Genomic DNA, 18,848 nt, shown 5'->3' with positions numbered 1-18,848 from the left:
CAGCTTCGTGACCCGGATGAGGTCTATCCGGTTGCCCGCTCGGAAAGCAAGGAAAATCTGGAACGGCTGCTGCGCCAGCCGGGCAACATCCATCTGCACAACCTGACGGTCAATCTCACTCCTGCGCATGAGCCGGACGAGGACAAACCGCCACTTACGGACGAAGAATTGGACGAACTGCCCATCTCTAACGTAATGGACGGAAAGGTGCAGACCTTCCCGGATGCTGTTGCCTTGGATGAAGCCCTGAATGCTGAACCTGCGCCGGAGCCTGCCGGAAATTTCCACATCACGGACGACCATCTGGGCGAGGGCGGCGCAAAGCAGAAATATGCCCGAAATATCGAAGCCATCCGCACCCTGTTCAAGCTGGAACAGGAACACCGTGGTGCCACCGCCGAGGAACAGCAGGTGCTTTCCCAGTATGTGGGCTGGGGCGGTCTTGCAGATGCTTTTGACCCCAACAAGGACGGATGGGCAAAAGAGTACACCGAACTGAAAGGGCTGCTCTCCGAGGATGAGTATGCTGCTGCCCGTTCCAGCACCCTGAACGCCCACTACACCAGCCCCACCGTTATCCGTGGCATCTACGATGCCGTGGAGCGCATGGGTTTCCGGTCTGGCAACATCTTGGAGCCGTCCATGGGTGTGGGCAACTTCTTCGGAATGCTGCCGGACACCATGCAGGATAGCCGTCTGTACGGCGTGGAACTGGATTCCATCACCGGGCGCATCGCCAAAAAGCTGTACCCGCAGGCCGACATTACCGTGGCGGGCTTTGAGACCACTGATCGCCGTGATTTTTATGACCTCGCTGTCGGCAACGTGCCTTTCGGTCAGTACAAGGTCAACGACAAGGCGTACAACAAACTTGGCTTTAGCATCCACAATTATTTCTTTGCGAAAGCCATCGACCAAGTGCGTCCGGGCGGCATCGTGGCGTTCGTCACCAGCCGCTACACCATGGACAGCAAGGACAGCACCGCCCGCAAACACATGGCAGAGCGTGCCGATTTGCTGGGTGCCATCCGTCTGCCGAATAATGCGTTTAAGGCGAACGCAGGCACCGATGTCGTTTCGGACATCATCTTCCTGCAAAAGCGTGACCGCCCCATCGACCATGAGCCGGATTGGGTGCAGCTGGGCAAGACCGAAGATGGTTTTGCCATCAACCAGTATTTCGTAGACCACCCGGAGATGGTGCTGGGACAGCTGACACTGGAAAGCACCCAGTACGGTCACGACCTGACCGTTGCACCCATTGAGGGTGCAGTGCTGGCAGACCAGCTTGCAGAAGCGGTACAGCATATTGAGGGCAATTACACTGCGGTGGAGATTGCTGCCCCGGACGTCGCAGATGCGGAAGCACAGCGCAAAACGCTGCCCGCAGACCCGACTGTGAAGAATTTTAGCTATACGGTTGTTGATGGCGAGATATACTACCGAGAGAACTCTATCATGACGCAGATTGAACTGTCCGACAACGCCAAAGGCCGTGTAGCTGGTATGGTGGAGTTGCGGCAGATCGTCAACGAACTGATTGACCAGCAGTTGAACGACTTCCCGGACGAGGACATTAAGGCATCGCAAGCAAAATTGAACGCCGCCTACGATGCCTTTACTGCAAAATACGGGCTGATCAACGACAAGAAAAATGCCCGCCTGTTCGATGATGACAGTTCCTACTATCTGCTCTGCTCACTGGAGAATCTGGACGAGAATAAAAATCTCAAGTCCAAGGCAGATATGTTCACCAAGCGGACGATTCGGCCAGAGCGTGTTGTCACCAGCGTGGATACCCCCAGTGAAGCACTGGCAGTGTCCATCGGGGAGCATGGCAAGGTTGATCTGCCTTATATGGCAGAACTGCTGGGCACACCCGGCGAGTACGGGCGCATCACCACTGAATTGTCTGGTGTGATCTTCAAGGACCCTGCCGCCGACCCCACCGACCCGGAAGCGGGCTGGCAGACTGCGGACGAATACCTTTCGGGTAATGTACGCGATAAGCTGCGGATGGCACAGCTTGCTGCGGAAAACCACCCGGAGTTCAAGGTCAATGTGGACGCACTGACCAAGGCGCAGCCCAAAGATTTGGAAGCATCTGAAATTGATGTGCGGCTGGGTGCCACATGGCTTGCCCCCTCTATTGTGCAGCAGTTCATGATGGAAACTTTTCAGCCGCCCTATCGTATCCGCTACAACAATGCCATCACCGTTCGCTACTCCCCTTACACTTCCGAATGGCGAATCAGCAATAAATCTGCTACTGGCTTCGGTGACATTATGGCCACCGAAACCTACGGTACCCGCAGGGCCAATGCTTACAAGATTTTGGAAGACACCTTGAATTTGCGTGATAGCCGCGTTTATGATACCATCGAGGAGGATGGGAAAGAAAAGCGTGTGCTGAATCAAAACGAAACCACCCTCGCCCAGCAGAAACAGCAGGCCATCAAGGATGCTTTCGCTGGCTGGGTCTGGAAAGACCCTCAGCGGCGTGCCCTATTGGTGAAGAAGTACAACGAGCTTTTTAACAGCACCCGCCCCCGTGAATACGATGGTTCCCACATTCATTTTGTGGGCATGAACCCGGAGATCAATTTGCGAGAGCATCAGCGCAATGCGGTTGCCCATGTGCTGTATGGGTACAACACCCTTTTGGCGCACGAAGTCGGTGCCGGCAAGAGTTTTGAGATGGCGGCTTCCGCTATGGAACTGAAACGTCTGGGCTTGTGCCAGAAAAGTCTTTTTGTCGTGCCAAATCATTTGACGGAACAATGGGCCAGCGAGTTTTTACGCCTGTACCCCAATGCAAAGCTGCTGGTTACCAGCAAAAAAGATTTTGAACCCGGTAATCGCAAAAAATTCTGTGCGAGAATTGCGACCGGTGACTACGATGCGGTTATCATCGGGCATAGTCAGTTTGAAAAAATACCCTTGTCCGCAGAACGACAGGAACGTCTGATTCAGGAACAGATGGATGAAATCGAGGAGGCCATCGAAGAAGCGAAAGCACAGGTTGGTGAGCATTTCACAGTAAAGCAGCTGGAAAAGTTGCGCAAGTCTCTGAAACAGAAACTGGAAAAGCTGCAAGGCGCAGACCGTAAAGATGATGTGGTTACGTTTGAACAATTGGGCGTAGACAGGTTGTTTGTAGATGAAAGTCAGGCGTTTAAGAACCTCTACTTGTACACGAAAATGCGTAATGTCGCAGGTTTGAGTACGAGCGAGGCACAAAAATCCAGCGATATGTTCGGCAAGTGTCGCTATCTGGATGAAATCACCGGTGGCCGTGGCGTGATTTTTGCAACGGGTACACCCCTGAGCAACAGTATGACCGAGATGTACACCCTCATGCGCTATCTCCAGTACAACACCTTGCAACAGAAAGGATTGACCCATTTTGACGCATGGGCATCGACTTTTGGTGAAACTACTACTGCCATCGAACTTGCGCCCGAAGGCACCGGATACCGTGCACGCACTCGTTTTGCGAAGTTCTTCAACTTGCCTGAACTGATGGCGATGTTCAAAGAAGCAGCAGATATCAAGACCAGCGATCAGCTTCATCTCCCGGTGCCTGATGCAAAATTTGAGACGGTGGTGGTCAAACCTTCGGAAATCCAACAGGACATGGTGCAGGCGTTGAGCGAACGTGCAGCCGAAGTCCACAGCGGTTCTGTTGACCCCTCTGTGGATAATATGTTGAAAATCACGTCGGATGGCCGCAAAATCGGTCTTGACCAGCGGTTGATGAATTCCGCTCTGCCCGATGACCCCAGCAGTAAGTTGAATGCCTGCGTCAACAACGTCCTGCGCATCTGGAACGACACCAAGGAACAGAAGCTGACCCAGCTGATTTTCTGCGATATGTCTACTCCAAAGGGTGACGGTTCGTTCAACGTCTATGACGATATCCGCTCCAAGCTGCTCACTGCTGGTGTGCCAGAGCAGGAAATCGAGTTCATCCACAACGCAGATACGGAGAACAAGAAAGCAGAACTTTTCTCCAAGGTGCGCAGCGGACAGGTGCGTGTGCTGCTGGGCAGCACTGCAAAAATGGGAGCCGGTACAAATGTCCAGACGCTTCTTGTGGCAGTGCATCATCTGGATGTAGGCTGGCGTCCGTCGGATATGACTCAGCGCAATGGCAGAATCATCCGCCAAGGCAATCAAAACAAACAAGTGTACGTCTATAATTACGTCACGGAATCGACATTTGACGCCTACTTGTACCAGACCTTAGAGAATAAGCAGAAGTTCATTTCGCAGATCATGACGAGCAAGTCGCCTATGCGCTCCTGCGATGATATTGATGAGCAGGCTCTGTCTTACGCTGAAATCAAGGCTCTGTGTGCTGGTGACCCGCGCATCCGGGAAAAGATGGATTTGGACGTGCAGGTGGCAAAATTGAAAGTTCTGCGCGGTGACTTCCAGAATCAGAAATATCGTCTGGAAGATAAGCTGCTCAAAACTTTCCCGGAGGAGATCCAGAAACAGAAAACCCGCATTGCTGCTTTGCAGCAGGATTCACAGATTGCAGCAGCACACCCGCAAGACAAAGAAAACTTCTGCGGTATGACCATCAAAGGTATGGTGTACGATGACAAAAAGTCTGCGGGCGAACGGTTGCTGCTGGCTCGGCAGGAGATGCCCAATGCCGATATGATGCTGCTGGGCACCTACCGTGGCTTTGAACTGAACATCCGGTTCGACAGCTTCAAAAATGAGCATCAAGCCGTTCTCCGGGCAGAGTTGAGCTATCCGGTATCGCTGGGCGATGATGCGCGCGGCAATATCACTCGTCTGGACAATGCCATCGACAACTTTACGGACCGTATTGCAGACGCTGAAAATGCTCTGCAAAATCTGGAGCAGCAGAAACAGGCTGCAGAGGTTGAAGTGGCAAAGCCGTTTGCACAGGAGGAAGAACTGGCCGAAAAGTCTGCCCGACTTTCTGAATTGAACGCCTTGCTGAACATTGATCGCAGTTCGGCACAGGATTCTCCCGAAAAAGCAGAAGAAACTCCCACAACTCGTCCGTCCGTGCTGGCTGCGCTGGAGGAAAAGGTCAACCAACCGGAACCAGTCAAGCCGTTCAAGAGTTATCTGGATAAGGAGGGGCGATAATGTGAAAAAGCGGGAACACCGTCTATTTATTCGTGTGACCGATGAAGAACGAAACCGCATTTTAGATAAGATGTATGGAATGGGCATCCACAGTCTGAGTGCCTATATCCGCAAAATGGCACTGGATGGCTACTGCCTGAACCTCGACCTTCCACAGCTGCGCCGAATGGCTTATCTGCTTCAGAATTGCAGTAACAATCTGAATCAGGTCGCCAAACGCGCTAACGAAAACGGCAAGATCTACTCTGCCGACCTTGCTGATCTGCGCACCCGGCTGGACGAACTGATTTCCATTGGCAAGCAGATTCTGACTAAACTGGCAAATCTCTAAGAAAATTCCCGCAGTTGGAGGACTGCGGGTGTACATATAATGCTTGACATCCTTGCAGTGCAATAGTCGATACCTTTATAATAAGAGCGAACAGAAAGGAAGTGCCTGATATGATGTCTATCCTGAAGAAAATTGTTCTCTTCCCGGTTTCTCTCTTTGTGGCTTTTCTGGCTCTGATGGCGAAGTGGCTGCTCACGTTGTCCAGCTATGTGGTTGCTCCGCTGATGCTCTACATCTTCGGCTGCGGCATCTACACTGCCTACCGCCAGACTTGGGATCAGTTCTTTGTCCTGCTGGTAGCTGAGTTCATCTGCTTCGTTCTCTTTTTCGGTGCAACAGCCATCACCGAGGACATCAGACGTTTCAGTGAGTGGCTTGCCGAACTGTAAGAAATAGTTTTAATCGTTTGCCGCCTTCGGGCGGCATTTTTCTTTTATGGGGGTGATTCAGGATGGCCGCGACACGGCTGATCGCGTTGCACAAAAACAAGGGCAAGTCAGTTGCGGCTTGTCTGAAAAGCCGCACAGACTATGTGCAGAATCCAGATAAGACCGAACAAGGTGAACTGGTAAGCTGCTACGAGTGTAGCCCTCTGACAGTCGATGAAGAATTTATGCTTTCCAAGCGGCAGTATGAACTTGCTACCGGGCGCAGACAGAAAAGCGACATCATCGCCTATCAAATTCGACAGTCTTTCAAACCCGGTGAGATCACCGCCGAGGAAGCCAACAAGGTGGGCTATGAACTTGCCATGCGGTTTACCAAGGGCAAATACGCTTTTATCGTTGCCACCCACACAGACCGTCACCACATCCATAACCATGTGATTTTCAACTCCACCGCATTGGACGGTTCAAAAAAGTTCCGGGATTTTTTCTTTTCGGCACTGGCCGTTCAGCGGTTGAGCGACTTGATTTGTCTGGAGCATCAGCTCTCTGTTATTGAAATAAAGCCCTACCGGGAACGGCAGAAACGTACCCTCTATCCACCCAAAGAAAGCAATCGTGATAGGCTGTGTGGCATCATCGACAGCATCCTTGCAGAAAAGCCCAAGGATTACGAAGATTTTCTGCAAAAACTGGAACAACAGGGTTATGAGGTCAAGCGTGGAAAATACACTTCCGTCAAGGGCGCACGGCAGAAGCGGTTCATCCGCTTCAAAACGCTGGGGGCTGGGTACAGTGAGGATGAACTGCAAGCGGTGATTGCGGGAAAAACCGAACACCGTCCGCGTCAGACACAGCCGTTCCAAGAGCCGCCGTTCCAATTGCTGGTTGACATTCAGGCAAAGCTCTCCGAGGGCAAAAGCGAAGGCTATGCACGATGGGCGAAAAAATATAATCTGAAAGAAATGTCCAAGACGCTGATTTTCTTGCAGGAGCACAAAATTGGCAGCGCAGATGAACTGAATGAACGCACAGCGGCGGCAACAGAAAAATACCACCAGCTGGGAGATTCCATCAAAGCCGCCGAAACACGGATGGCGGAAATTGCTGTGCTGAAAACGCACATCGTCAATTACGCCAAGACCCACCCAGTCTACGATGCCTACCGGAAAGCGGGATATAGCAAAAAGTTTCTGGATACTCACCGGGAAGAAATCACACTGCACAAAGTAGCCAAGGCCGCTTTCGATGAAACTGGCTTAAAAAAGCTGCCGAAGGTCAAAGCACTGAATGCAGAGTATTCCGATCTTCTGACCCAAAAGAAAGCAGCCTACCCGGACTATCGCAAGGCACGAGAAGAAATGCAGGAGTTGGTAAAGGCACAGAAAAATATTGAATTGTTCTTCGCAGAAGAAAAAGACGCACAGGAAAAGCAGCAGACCCGATAAACGAAAGTCGCCGAGGATTCTAACCCTTTCATGGGGCGGAATCCTCGGCGACTTTTTTAGTTTATGTAGCAGCGATCCTGCGTTACGAGCCAATCTTCACACAGCCGTTGGGCTTCATCTGTTGAGCGACACACGCAATTGAACAGCTTGCCGTGCAGGGAGCAGTAGGTGTAACGGATTTTGGGCACACCGTTCTCATCCCGAAACTTTGTGTAGCGTTCCTCACCGGGCATCAGATAAAGCTGCTCCATTTCTGCATCGTCCTTTCCGTTTTCATGTGTCAGGCACACAACGCACCTATTCTATCATGAACTTAGGAATTATGCCATTGACGCTTGCACCAAAAAGCACCCCGGATTTTCGGAGAGAGTGTGCATTGACACATTCAATAGCGTTCGGAAAGAACGCGCAGCCTGCACCGGAACGGTGCAGATCAGAAAGGGTTTGGGATTTCCCAACAAGCATTTTGCAACGCAAAATTTGCATTTGTGCGCACGAATGCACTGCTTGCAACAACAATTTTTTACTCCACTATGTTTTACTTTGCGGTTATTGTTATTCCGTAGCTTTCCATTCCCGCATAATTCAAATGATACGTCTTTCCGGCTTTGATGGTCAGTACCTTTCCGCTTTCACCACTAAATGTTTCCACTCCGTATCCATCTGCTCTTTTTACAGTCGTTCCTGCCGGGACTGTAAATGCTGCCCCATAGCTTTTTCTCGACACTTCCAGTATTGGCTGTGAGAAAATAAGTTTGGTGTCCCAGTCGATATCTACTACACCATTATTGAAAAAAGTTTCCCGAACGCGAAGCGTTGTTCCTCCAATTCCATAGGTAACTGTAGCTTGAGAAGACCAGCCCGGGTATCCCGCCGAGTCCAAGGTTTGAGATGCACTATATGAAGTCATTTGTACATCTGCCGCGACGGGCTTCGGCGCTTCTTTCTTTTTGAAATCGCCCTTGGGCTTATCATTCTCCCATGTATAAGTTTCGGCAGTCAGGTCCGTTTTGGTAGGATTCAGAATGAACCACAGACCTTCACCCTCACGGCTGCGGTTTTCATGACCGCCATAATATACATACAGCTTGCCCAGAGACACTGCACTTATATCTTCCGCACTGGGGTCAGCAACTGTCAGATCTTCTGCGGTGATCATGCCGTTTTCTTCTTCATTCACATCTGCCCAAGCCGTTGTATCTGTGTAAACCGCCAGCATCTTACCATCGGCGTCGTAATAGCGCAGCTGATAACCCCGGGCCAGAAGGTTCTGCATTGCAGCTTTTGCTTCGTCAGTAGAAAGAGTCTCTTTGATTTTATCGTAAGCTTTTACCCCGTCTGCCTTGGCCTGCTCTGCGGCCTGTTTCAGGATATTTTCGGCCTCTGTCAGCTGAATGCTTGCCGCATAGTCTGTGTGATTCACCTCATCCAGCCAGTTAATCGAACTGTTCAGGTCACCTGCTTTGCTCTTGGCAAGGCTCATAGCTCTCAAAATCGCGTCCCGGTCAGCCGTTTTGTCCTCGCCCATGTCGATCAGGGCATCGTAATCCGGCAGGACTTCTTCATACTTTTCCTGTGCCGCATTGGCATCTGCACGGCCGGTGTACGACTCTATCTTTGCGGCTTTTACATCCAGAACCTCTGCATCGTCCGGAAGCTTGGCCAGACTGTCGATAGCCTTCGTGTAGCTGGCCGCTGCCGCCTCGTTTCTGCCAAAAAATGCATTCAGACGCGCACAAGCATTATAGACTTTGATCTTCAGCGCTTCCAGCATCTGTTCTGTGACATCGGTGATTTTTTCCACATCGACCTTATCCAATGCGGTAGATGCCGCCTCATAGTCGCTCAGAGCATCCTCGTTGGAAGTTGTCAGTTCGTTCACCTCAGCACGTCCAACGTAAGCTTCGGCCTGCGTATAGGGCTGTTCTTCCGTTTTTTCGATAGCCGTGGTGTAATCTACCTTTGCGTCGTCGTACTGCTTCAGACCGACATACGCCTGTGCACGTCCCATATAAGCCGGAATATTCTCCGGGTCAAGGCCGATAGCCTCTGTAAAGGACGCTACAGCCTCCGTATAATTCAGCTCTGTCAGGTATTTCTGGCCAAGTTCGACTTTTTCCACAGCCTTGGCAGCTTTAGAACTGCAGGCGGTAAAAAGCAGAAGCACCAGAACGATTCCACAAAGGGACAGTTTCCAAAACCTTTTCTTCATTTTCACTCTGCCTCCCAATAGCCAGATCCATTATAGGTCAAAATGTTTCGTGTCAGCTCTCCCGTTTCTGCATCTACACTAGCGGCCGCCACTACCTTTTTGTCTGCATCGATTTCAACATAGATTTCCCAGCAGCCTCCGGCCTCCCAATAAGCTCTCTCACTCTGCGTGTAGCGCACCCCCAGAGCTTCCGGCACACCCAGATCAGCGGCTAGTCCTTTCAACTGGGTCTCGGACAACATACGGTTCAGATATTCTTCTCTTGAGGCAAACTGCTCCTCATATTCTTCTCCGGGCATCCGCTCCACTTCGATGAAGCGTCCATTCTCTTCCCTATAGACGACTCGCTCATCTAAGTTTTCTGCTGCAATGTGGCTTTCATCGACTTTTTCCGGGAATCCAATGAGATAGTTCTGCGTGACCTGCTCTCCTACCGCACCAAGCAATATGTTCTGGTATTCACTGGATGGATGTCCTATTTCAAAGCTCAGGAATGTTTTGTTTCCCAGTGTGATGAGATTATCTGAAAAATCGGTTTGTTCCGGGTCAGATACTTTTTCCGGCCGTCCGACCACATCCCCGTCCATTTTGATTTCTTCCGCCTGACCATCTGAATGGATATAGTAAAGTTTCAGTTTCTGCCAGTTTTCATTATCACTATTCCAGATACCGGTAAAAGCAAAAGCTTCCTGAGCTCCATCTCCATTGTAGTCACTTACGATCAAATAGCAGTTGTCCGCATCCGCCACATCATCCAGCGCCTTCTGGAATATCGCATCGCTGTTCGGTTCTTCCACTTCTTCTTGAGAAGATACGGACGTTGTTCGCTCGCTAGAAGCACTTTGCACCGATGCTACCTGTTCCTCGGACTCCGCTTTTTGGGGAGCACAGGACGTCAGTATCGCCATTGTAAGAAGTACCACTGCAACAGCTCTTCCCGCCTGATCTCGTTTCATTATTTTTTTCATTGCAAATTCCTTCGTTCTTATCAGTTATCTCCACGGAAAATCATTCTGCATTTCCATGTTCGCATATGTTCACCCGCTTCGCCGCTTATTTGTCTTCCCGGAATTCAATTCGGAAAGAGCCATTCGCATCACTACTGGTGTCCCACTCGTAGATCGGCGTTGCCGGATCATTTATACCCCCGTATAAAGAATCCGTCATATCAATCGTTTCAGCCCTTCCACTGTACGACGTGAAAGTCATCTGTCCCGTTACAAGCTTCGTTCCTGTGGGCACATAAATGTAAAGAACGTCTGATGTTTTTTCCACTCTGCTGACAGGATGGCTCAGTACGAGCGTTTCAATGACCTGCGGTTTCCAGTCTATTCCCGCCCATTTTTCCATCTCATTTTCATACCGCTGAATAGCATCGCCATATTTGGCTTCAAGCGCTTCCCACTGAGCTGAAATCGCTTCCAACTCCTTCATTTGCGCTTCTGTTACATGGTTGGGATCGATCTGGGCGGACACTTTGCTGCCTTTTTCTGATAGCTTTTGCATTTCCTTCTGAGCCTGCAATAATTCAGGATCATTTTTTTGCATTTTATAATATGCGATCATGGAGCCGACTTCTGCTTCCGGCGGATATTCCACTGCAGCATTCAATTGGTCGCTTCCGGCCTGCACAGTAAGCAGCATTTGGGTGACATTGCCCTCATCATCTGTGTAGCTCCACACATACGCACCACCGGCGGACGACTCATCCTGCTGAGAAGATTCGGGGGCGTCGTCTTCCGACATATTCACGCCCAGTTCTTCCAGCTTTGCATAATCCTCCATCGCTTTATCGTACAGGCCGAGCTTCATGCAGACTTCCGCATGGAACTGCAGGACTTTGATCTTCAGCTCACGAATCAGCTTCTCGGCGATATTTTCTTTTTTGCCGACATCCTCGTTTTCCAACAGGCCGAGTGCTGCACTGTAGTCGCTTTCTGCTGCAGTGGTGTCATCCGTCAGGTCGTACACCTCTGCACGACCTGCATAGGCCTGCGCCTGCGTATACGGCATATCATCTGCTTTTTCAATGACCGTCGTATAGTCGGCCTTTGCTTCTTCATACTGCTTCAAGCCCTTGTAAGCTTCTGCACGGCCCGCATACGCTTCAATGTTGGAAGGGTCGATTTTTATCACTTCCGTAAATGCCGCCACCGCCTCGGTATAATTCAGTTCTGTCAGGTACTTCTGTCCCAGTTCAATCTTTTCATTTGCTTTCGATGCACCTGATGCACAAGCAGTAAACAGAAACACTTCCAGCAGGACTGCCACTATCAGCCGTAGCCCTGTCCTTCTTTTTTCTGTAACCATATAGATTTTACACCTCCGCTTTACTTTGCACAGAAAACAACGCCGCCGATATCACTTATCCACCCATCCACAGTTCCATTCACCATTTGATACATTGTGCCTTTCTGAATCGTCACGCTCTCTGCACAGGCAACATTCGCATTTTCAACTTCACTATCAGACATGACACGATTCGTTTCTATCCAGTTAAAAGTGCATGGATCTGCTCGATTCGAATATTTTCCATCCTGATATGAGTAGGACATCGTGATAGTCGTTCCTTCCGGGACATAAAAAATCACATGTCCATCATAGCCCTTTTCAACCCGCTTGGCAGACTGAAGCGGCACAGACAAATGATAAATCGTTTTGCTTTCGACTCTGTCATCTTCAGCGTCTTCTGTCTCTTGAACCGTAATGTTCTTTTCTCCGATTCCATATTTCACATGTAAGATACAATTACTCCCCATAAAGGATGTTTTTGTCTCCGTATAGGTCACCCAGTTTGTTTTTTCTTCTTCTGGCTGAGTAGATGCTTTCTCTTGGCTGGCCGCAGCTTCTTCCGTATCTGCCGCCTGTTCCGAACTTGAAGCGGGCTCTTCCTGTTTCGTTTCTTCCTTGGCCGACTGGCTTTCGGATTCAGAAGCAGCCTCCTGCCCCGGGGCAGATTCTTCTGTCGGCTCTTCCGCCGGTTCCTCCGCGGTGCTTTCGGCAGCAGGCTCTTCCGCATCGGTCAGGCCGTTTTCGTCTTCTGCCGTCTCACCCAGCTGAGAAAGCACCTCGTCCCGTTTGGCGGCAGTGTTCTCGCCCAGCTCCAGCAGGTCGTTGTAGTCTTCCAAGGCGGCATTGTAATTTGTCAGAGTCTCGCATAGAGCCGCATGGACATACAGCACCTGCACCAGCTTTGCGCTGACATCTTCCTCCGAAACGTTTTCTGCCTTTCCTGCATCACTGGCCTTCAGCAGCGCCTTTGCTAATCCGTAATCCGAAACGGCACGGGCAGGCTGTTCCATTTTTTCGTGCACTTCCGCCTGACCGATGTAAGAAAGTGCCTGTGTGTAGGGCATATCCTCAGTTGTTCCGCTGATGAACCGATAATCAGCCAGTGCCTTGTCATACTCGCCCAAGGCCACGTAGGCTTCCGCACGGCCCATGTAGGCCTGAATATTATTCGGGTCAAGCTTGATTGCCTCTGTAAAAGAGGCAATAGCTTCCGTGTAGTTCAGTTCAGTCAGATACTTCTGGCCCAGTTCGATTTTGTCCGTTGCTGTGGCAGCTTTAGAACCGCAGGACGTCAATAACACCGCTACCAGCACTATAACCGCAATCAGTTGGCTCCATAGCTTTCTTCTTCTCGCAATCATGTTTGTACCTCCGCATTACTGCGCACAAAAGATGATGCCACCATCATCACTTACCCAGCTAACATGGGTTACATAATCCCAGATCTGCACCTGTTGATACATTATATTCTTCCGGACAGTCATGCTCGTTTCCATCTTCACATCTGAATCATTTATGTTTTGCAGTTCGTCTTCCGAAGAGATGCGGCTTACTTCGATCCAGCGAAGCATCGCCCCATCAATGCCCAACAAGTCCGCCGTAACTGTAGTTCCTTCCGGCACATAAAAAACGAAGTGCTCATAATCGCCCTTTTTGACCCGCTGCACGGACTGGAGCGGTGCAGACAAGTGATACGTTTTAGGTTCACCATCATATAGGAGTTGGATACTTTTTTCTCCAATGCTGTATCGTACACTTACACTATTACTGCAATATTTTGACTTTACTGTTTCTTCCACCCAGTTGATTTCTGTTATTTTTTCTTCCTGCAACGAAGCAGCCTCCTCTTGTGACTGTTCCGAGCTTGAAGCGGGCTCTTCCGGCTTCGTTTCTTCCTTGGCCGACTGGCTTTCGGATTCAGAAGCAGCCTCCTGCCCCGGGGCAGATTCTTCTGTCGGCTCTTCCGCCGGTTCCTCCGCGGTGCTTTCGGCAGCAGGCTCTTCTGTATCCGTCAGGCCGTTTTCGTCTTCTGCCATCTCACCCAGCTGAGAAAGCACCTCGTCCCGTTTGGCGGCGGTGTTCTCGCCCAGCTCCAGCAGGTCGTTGTAGTCTTCCAAGGCGGTATTGTAATTTTTCAAAGTCTCGCAGAGAGCCGCATGGACGTACAGCACCTGCACCAGCTTTGCGCTGACATCCTCCTCCGAAACGTTTTCTGCCTTTCCTGCGTCACTGGCCTTCAGCAGTGCCTTTGCCAATCCGTAATCCGAAACGGCACGGGCAGGCTGTTCCATTTTTTCGTGCACCTCCGCCTGGCCGATGTAAGAAAGTGCCCGTGTGTAGGGCATATTCTCAGTTGTTCCGCTGATGAACCGATAATCAGCCAGTGCCTTGTCATACTCGCCCAAGGCCATGTAGGCTTCCGCACGGCCCATGTACGCCTGAATGTTGTCCGGATCCAGCTTGATGGCTTCGGTAAAGGATGCCACAGCTTCCGTATAGTTCAGTTCAGTCAGATACTTCTGGCCCAGTTCAATTTTATCTGCCGCATTCACCGCCTTTGAAACGCAGGCGGTAAAAAACAGGGCCGCAAGCAGACTCACCAACAAACAGACCGCACCAGCTCTTATCGTTTTTTTCTCTGACATTTTGCTTTCCTCCTGTTTTTGCTATGTTTATTCCTCAAACATCTTCCAGCTGACACACCCGTCCAGCCAGAATTTTCCGTTTCCAGAGGTCATACGCACTTTGTTCTGGGCATCCAGATCATTAAAGTGCCACCACTCCGAGGCCAGCGGTGTCATGCCTGCATTGGTGCAGTAGCTCTGCAGCCGCCGGGCACCGTCTGTCATGGATGACGATGCTGCGGCCCGCTTCCACGCGGTGGCGGAGTTGGATGTTACAGGCCCGGTAAAGCAGGCCGCCGCACTGCTCAACTCGTGCATGGCAGAGGGCATGGCGTATTCCTCACCCGTCACCTGTACAAAGGGACATCCCGCCATTTTGTGCTCCGTCTGCTCTGTGATGCGCAGCAGAGTCGTGTCCATCGCCACACCTCGTTGATGGTTAGAAAGAGACGTTGCAATGAACCAGCCGATATTCCACGCTCCCTTATTCAGCTCCGTCATCAAATCCTTGTCGGCACGTGCCTTGGCATATACCGCATCCTTTACCAGCATCTGTACCTCGTAAGGTCGGAACGTCTCTACGATCTTCAGGCAATCGCCCGCCTGCAGAGCGCTTTTTTGAGCCGCACCGACCTTTTTTGCCATGGCGTAGTTAATGGGCATCACATACTCATCCCGCCCAAGGCGTTGGTTGTAGAACAAGCCGTCATACAGCTTTTGTCCTGTGATGCCCTCAATGTCCTCACCGCAGGTTTTGAAAATCGATGCCGTTGCATTGGGGTTTTCGTATACGACGGAAGGCAGGACATCGGGCAGGTTGATCATGCAGAACTCATTTTCCAGCCAGCCCACAGTGCCATCCAGCAGGCAGACCTGCCAGTATGCTCCCGACTCCTGACGGATGTAAAACATATCACCTGCCGCAAGCCTGCGCAGCACTGCGCTGTTCTCATCCGGCTTTTCATACAGCTGCATCACCGCCGCTCCCGCAAAACCTGTGGAGCCTTCCAGCGGCAGTTCAAAGTTCTGGGGAATGCGGATACCCTCCCGCAGAATAGCCTCATCGTCCAGCGCAGCATTCAGCATCGGCCCAGATTCAGAGGCCGGTCCGCTGCTTCCCTGCTGCGGCTGCCAGCTGACTGCCCGCTCTTCCACAGTGGGCTGCTGACACCCCGTCAGAAGCCATGCACATGCCATAGCCGAAAGGCACAGAAAATCACGTCTTGTCGTTTTCATGCATTTTCCGTCCTTTCTGCCTGCTCCTGTGCCGGAGTTTCCATCTCTGCCGGTGTCTCCGGGATGATCTCCTGTGCTGCCGCAGGTTCCTCTGCAGGCTGCGTCTGCTGCTCTGTTGCCGGAGTGGTCTGTCCATCTTCCGTTTCCGTCTGCGCAGGCTGTTCTTCCAACAGTTCTTCTTCCGGCGGTTCGCCCTCGGCATCCTCTGCAAGGTCTTCCTCCGGTGCTGCATTTCCACCCGGCTGAACGCTTCCGCTGCCGTTCAGATCGCTGCTCAGCGTGCCTTCTCGGAACATGCCCGCCTGGCTGATGCCGTTGATAAAGTAGTAGCTTTTTTCATGGGAATGGTCCCATCCCTGCTTCAGTTCACCACCTGCATCAAAGGCATAGGGCTGGCCATCGATCACACACCACCCTGTCATCTGGTTTCCGTTTCCATCCAGATAGTGCGTACCCGCATCCGTCTCGACCCATCCAGCCTGACTGATACCATCCACAAAAAAGTAATCTTTTCCTTCAAGCTGTATCCAGCCCTGTGCTGGTGCGCCGGTCTCATCGTAGTATTTCAGGATGCCCTCCACCTTTTTCCACCCATTCAGTCGGCCCTTCACCCGGCCGTCAGAATCAAGCTCCCAAGTCTTGCCATCCTCTTGATAGGTTCCGGTGCGCGGGTGTCCCGTTTCGTCAAAGCAGTACTCCACACCATCCAATGTGAGCCAGCCGGTATACAATTGTCCGGTCTCTGGCTGAAAGTAGTAGTATTTTCCGTCCACCTTGGCTTCACCCCGGGTGATTTTTCCATCCTCGCCAGCATAGCCGATATAGCCATCCTCTTCGATCCAGCCGGTCTTCAAAAAATGATTGCTGCCAAAGTAGTAGAGACTATGGTTGATCTCATACAGGCCCTGCACGCGTGTGCCAGTGGCCGGCGAAACAAAATAGCGGTGCAGGTCTTCTCCCTGCCACCCCACAGCCTTGCTCCGGATCATCTTGTGGACACCGAAAGCAGCCCCCGCAATCAGACACAGGCACACCAGCACCACACCCGCTGATTTCAGCGGTTCTGGCGATTTTTTTCTTCTTGTGTTTTGCGTCACGCTAAACCGATAGCGCTTGATCTTCTGGCGTTTCATTCTCATCTTCCTGTATAAAGATTCAGCCCCCGGTTGAATGCCAGAGGCCGAATTTCATGTTCAATAGGCGTCCTGTACTGTCTCTTTGCCATTTTCGCGGTAAGTTGTCACCGTAAATCCGTCGTAGTACAGAAGACCGTCTTCACCGTTGCCGATGCAGCTGGAGGCATACTCCGAGCTGGCCGGTTTTCCAATGGCGGAATACAGTTTAGCGACATCTTTGCCCACATACTTCAAGGCCGTCTCCAGATTGGCAGTTTCCGCCGGGGCTACCTGCTCTGCAGGAGCAGCTTCACTGACAGGCTCGCTTTCTACCGGCCTGCTTTCTTCCACTTTGGAGGAAGCAACCGTTTCCTTCTTTGCGGGCTTGGACTCTGCTTTCGTCTCGGCTTTCGATTCCGCCTTGGACTCTGCCGATGCCTCCGATGCTGCCTCGCTTACTGCAGAAGCGCCTTCGGAAACAGCTTCCGATACAGCTTCACTTTCCGGCGCAGACTCTGCTGACTCTTCAGACGAAGCGGCCTCCAACACCACAGAGGACACCGTTTCCGATGCAGACACTGCTGCAGATGAAGCACTCGTTTCCGTTTTTGCCCCACAGCCAGATGCCAGAAGCATCGCGCCGCAAAGAGCCACAACCGTCATCTTATAACTTGCTTTCATTTTGTTTTATCCTTCTTTCTATTCTTTCAATCGGCCAGAGAACAGTAGACCCATTCTCCATCCGACAGAAATGCTGCTTTTAATTCCTGCTCCCGTACATCCTGCGGGAGGTATGCCGTAAACGGCTGTATTCCCTTTCCACAGGGGGAGGCCTCGTAGGTTTCGTTCCCCGCCAGAATATAAATAAGGGACTCGTCATCCACGCTCTGCCCGCTCAAGTCACCCGTCAGGCAGAATGTCTCTTCCATGCGGCTGTCCTCTCGCTGCGCTTTCACGCTTGTTCCGGTGTCTGCCGCCGCAACCGCTGTGCGTTTCGGCGCGGGCAATTCCGGGGCACGTTCCAGCAGCCAGTTCAGGTTGCGCTCGACCAGCTCCACCAACAGCACATCAGGCTGTTCTTCCATAGCCGCTGTCAAACTGTAGGGCATATTCCGGGAAAAGCAAGCACTGCCGTAGCTCTGTGCCAAAAAGGGGTGCAGGTTGATGCCAAAGGAATCACGATAGACGAAAATGCTTCCATCCGTCTCCGGATTTACCGTATGGATGGTGATGTCATCCGCCGAGTGGAATTTTTCATCATACTGATATGTAAAGTCATACGCTGTATCCTGTTCCGTTTCATTTCCGGCAGGATACACCATCTTATACAGATCCCCGGTGTGGGGAATCTTTTCCCCCGCGATGAAGGAATCGAACTTTGTTTCCGCGCCTTTCATTTTCCTCAGCAGGACCTGTGCCGCCTTCTGTGCGCCCCGCATATTCCAATGACTGTCCAAATGGTAATACAACTGTTCTTGGGAATCAGACAATACCTCAAACAGATCGATATATCGGACGTTCTGCTTCTGCATCTGCTGTTCAAGCAGTTGAACGTTCCTCTTAGAAGCCGCTGCATAGCGCGCTGGCATCTGACTGCCATATATCGAATTTTTATTCGGTGCGATCGTAAAGTAAAAATCCACACCGTTCTGTTTGCAGTACTCCTGCATCAGCCCCAGCACACGAGCGGCAGCATAGCTCTGACGAGCTGTAAAAAGCTTTGCTCCGGTATAATCCTCAAGCGTACTTTTGTAGAACAGCCAACCGTTCTTTCCCAGCAGCACGCTGCTGCTATCCAACGTCTTGAACGCTGCTCCGGTAAGCTGGTCATTCAGAGTGATCATTTCATGACGAAAGCCGAAATGATCCGCAAAATAATCCGAAAACTCATTCAGAATATTGACGTTGAAGCTTCCATCTTCTTCCCGTAGCTCCGGAAGGGGTGCAAGCTGCTCATTTCCAACCGCATTTTCCTCCTGCCAAGGCATCACTGCCGCAGGCAAAATGCAAACTGCGGCAATAACTCCCACAAACAGGACGTATCCTAATTTTTTCACCTGCATTTTCCCAC

Annotated in this window: 14 protein-coding genes; 4 read left to right on the top strand and 10 right to left on the bottom strand. The window is 51.2% G+C overall.

Annotation, left to right across the window (positions count from 1 at the left end; all coding sequences use genetic code 11):
* From F3G95_RS10165 to F3G95_RS10150, 4 genes are all read left to right on the top strand, one after another.
* On the top strand, nt 1–5,133 hold a 5,133-nt coding region (locus tag F3G95_RS10165), incomplete at its 5' end, for a DEAD/DEAH box helicase family protein (RefSeq protein ID WP_243130348.1).
* A 1-nt stretch (nt 5,134) separates the two neighbouring features.
* Nucleotides 5,135–5,464: a plasmid mobilization relaxosome protein MobC gene (gene mobC / locus F3G95_RS10160; protein ID WP_005924636.1), complete on the top strand. Its 330-nt coding sequence runs from the start codon at nt 5,135–5,137 to the stop codon at nt 5,462–5,464.
* Between the two features lie 110 nt (nt 5,465–5,574).
* Nucleotides 5,575–5,853, top strand: a complete 279-nt coding sequence (locus tag F3G95_RS10155; protein ID WP_149794841.1) for a hypothetical protein — start codon at nt 5,575–5,577, stop codon at nt 5,851–5,853.
* A gap of 62 nt (nt 5,854–5,915) precedes the next feature.
* Complete coding sequence (locus F3G95_RS10150) at nt 5,916–7,298, top strand: relaxase/mobilization nuclease domain-containing protein (protein WP_005924627.1); 1,383 nt, start codon at nt 5,916–5,918, stop codon at nt 7,296–7,298.
* A 56-nt stretch (nt 7,299–7,354) separates the two neighbouring features.
* Here F3G95_RS10150 and F3G95_RS10145 read toward each other — a convergent pair whose 3' ends face one another.
* From F3G95_RS10145 to F3G95_RS10100, 10 genes are all read right to left on the bottom strand, one after another.
* Nucleotides 7,355–7,549 (bottom strand): DUF3873 family protein, encoded by a 195-nt coding sequence (locus tag F3G95_RS10145; protein WP_005924624.1) that lies wholly within the window; start codon nt 7,547–7,549, stop codon nt 7,355–7,357.
* Nucleotides 7,550–7,836: 287 nt separating this feature from the next.
* Nucleotides 7,837–9,510, bottom strand: a complete 1,674-nt coding sequence (locus F3G95_RS10140) for a tetratricopeptide repeat protein (RefSeq protein ID WP_347562911.1) — start codon at nt 9,508–9,510, stop codon at nt 7,837–7,839.
* A gap of 2 nt (nt 9,511–9,512) precedes the next feature.
* Nucleotides 9,513–10,478, bottom strand: a complete 966-nt coding sequence (locus F3G95_RS10135; RefSeq protein WP_149794839.1) for a hypothetical protein — start codon at nt 10,476–10,478, stop codon at nt 9,513–9,515.
* A gap of 85 nt (nt 10,479–10,563) precedes the next feature.
* The gene (locus tag F3G95_RS10130; RefSeq protein ID WP_149794838.1) at nt 10,564–11,820 is read right to left on the bottom strand and encodes a tetratricopeptide repeat protein; all 1,257 of its coding nucleotides are present in this window, start codon (nt 11,818–11,820) and stop codon (nt 10,564–10,566) included.
* 20 nt (nt 11,821–11,840) lie between these two features.
* Nucleotides 11,841–13,163, bottom strand: coding sequence for a tetratricopeptide repeat protein (locus F3G95_RS10125; protein WP_149794837.1), 1,323 nt, complete (start codon nt 13,161–13,163; stop codon nt 11,841–11,843).
* Between the two features lie 15 nt (nt 13,164–13,178).
* Entirely contained in the window at nt 13,179–14,447 is a 1,269-nt protein-coding gene (locus F3G95_RS10120) for a tetratricopeptide repeat protein (protein ID WP_149794836.1), read from the bottom strand.
* A 27-nt stretch (nt 14,448–14,474) separates the two neighbouring features.
* Entirely contained in the window at nt 14,475–15,662 is a 1,188-nt protein-coding gene (locus tag F3G95_RS10115; RefSeq protein WP_149794835.1) for a twin-arginine translocation signal domain-containing protein, read from the bottom strand.
* Nucleotides 15,659–16,795 (bottom strand): hypothetical protein, encoded by a 1,137-nt coding sequence (locus F3G95_RS10110; RefSeq protein WP_149794834.1) that lies wholly within the window; start codon nt 16,793–16,795, stop codon nt 15,659–15,661. The genes F3G95_RS10115 and F3G95_RS10110 overlap by 4 nt, the downstream gene beginning before the upstream one ends.
* A gap of 60 nt (nt 16,796–16,855) precedes the next feature.
* On the bottom strand, nt 16,856–17,458 hold the full coding sequence (locus tag F3G95_RS10105) for a hypothetical protein (protein WP_149794833.1): 603 nt from the start codon (nt 17,456–17,458) through the stop codon (nt 16,856–16,858).
* 26 nt (nt 17,459–17,484) lie between these two features.
* Nucleotides 17,485–18,840, bottom strand: a complete 1,356-nt coding sequence (locus F3G95_RS10100; RefSeq protein WP_149794832.1) for a hypothetical protein — start codon at nt 18,838–18,840, stop codon at nt 17,485–17,487.
* Nucleotides 18,841–18,848: the final 8 nt, after the last annotated feature.

This window comes from Faecalibacterium sp. Marseille-P9312 (assembly GCF_902497445.1).
GTDB lineage: Bacteria > Bacillota > Clostridia > Oscillospirales > Ruminococcaceae > Faecalibacterium > Faecalibacterium longum.
This window is presented reverse-complemented; position numbering and strand designations above follow the sequence as displayed.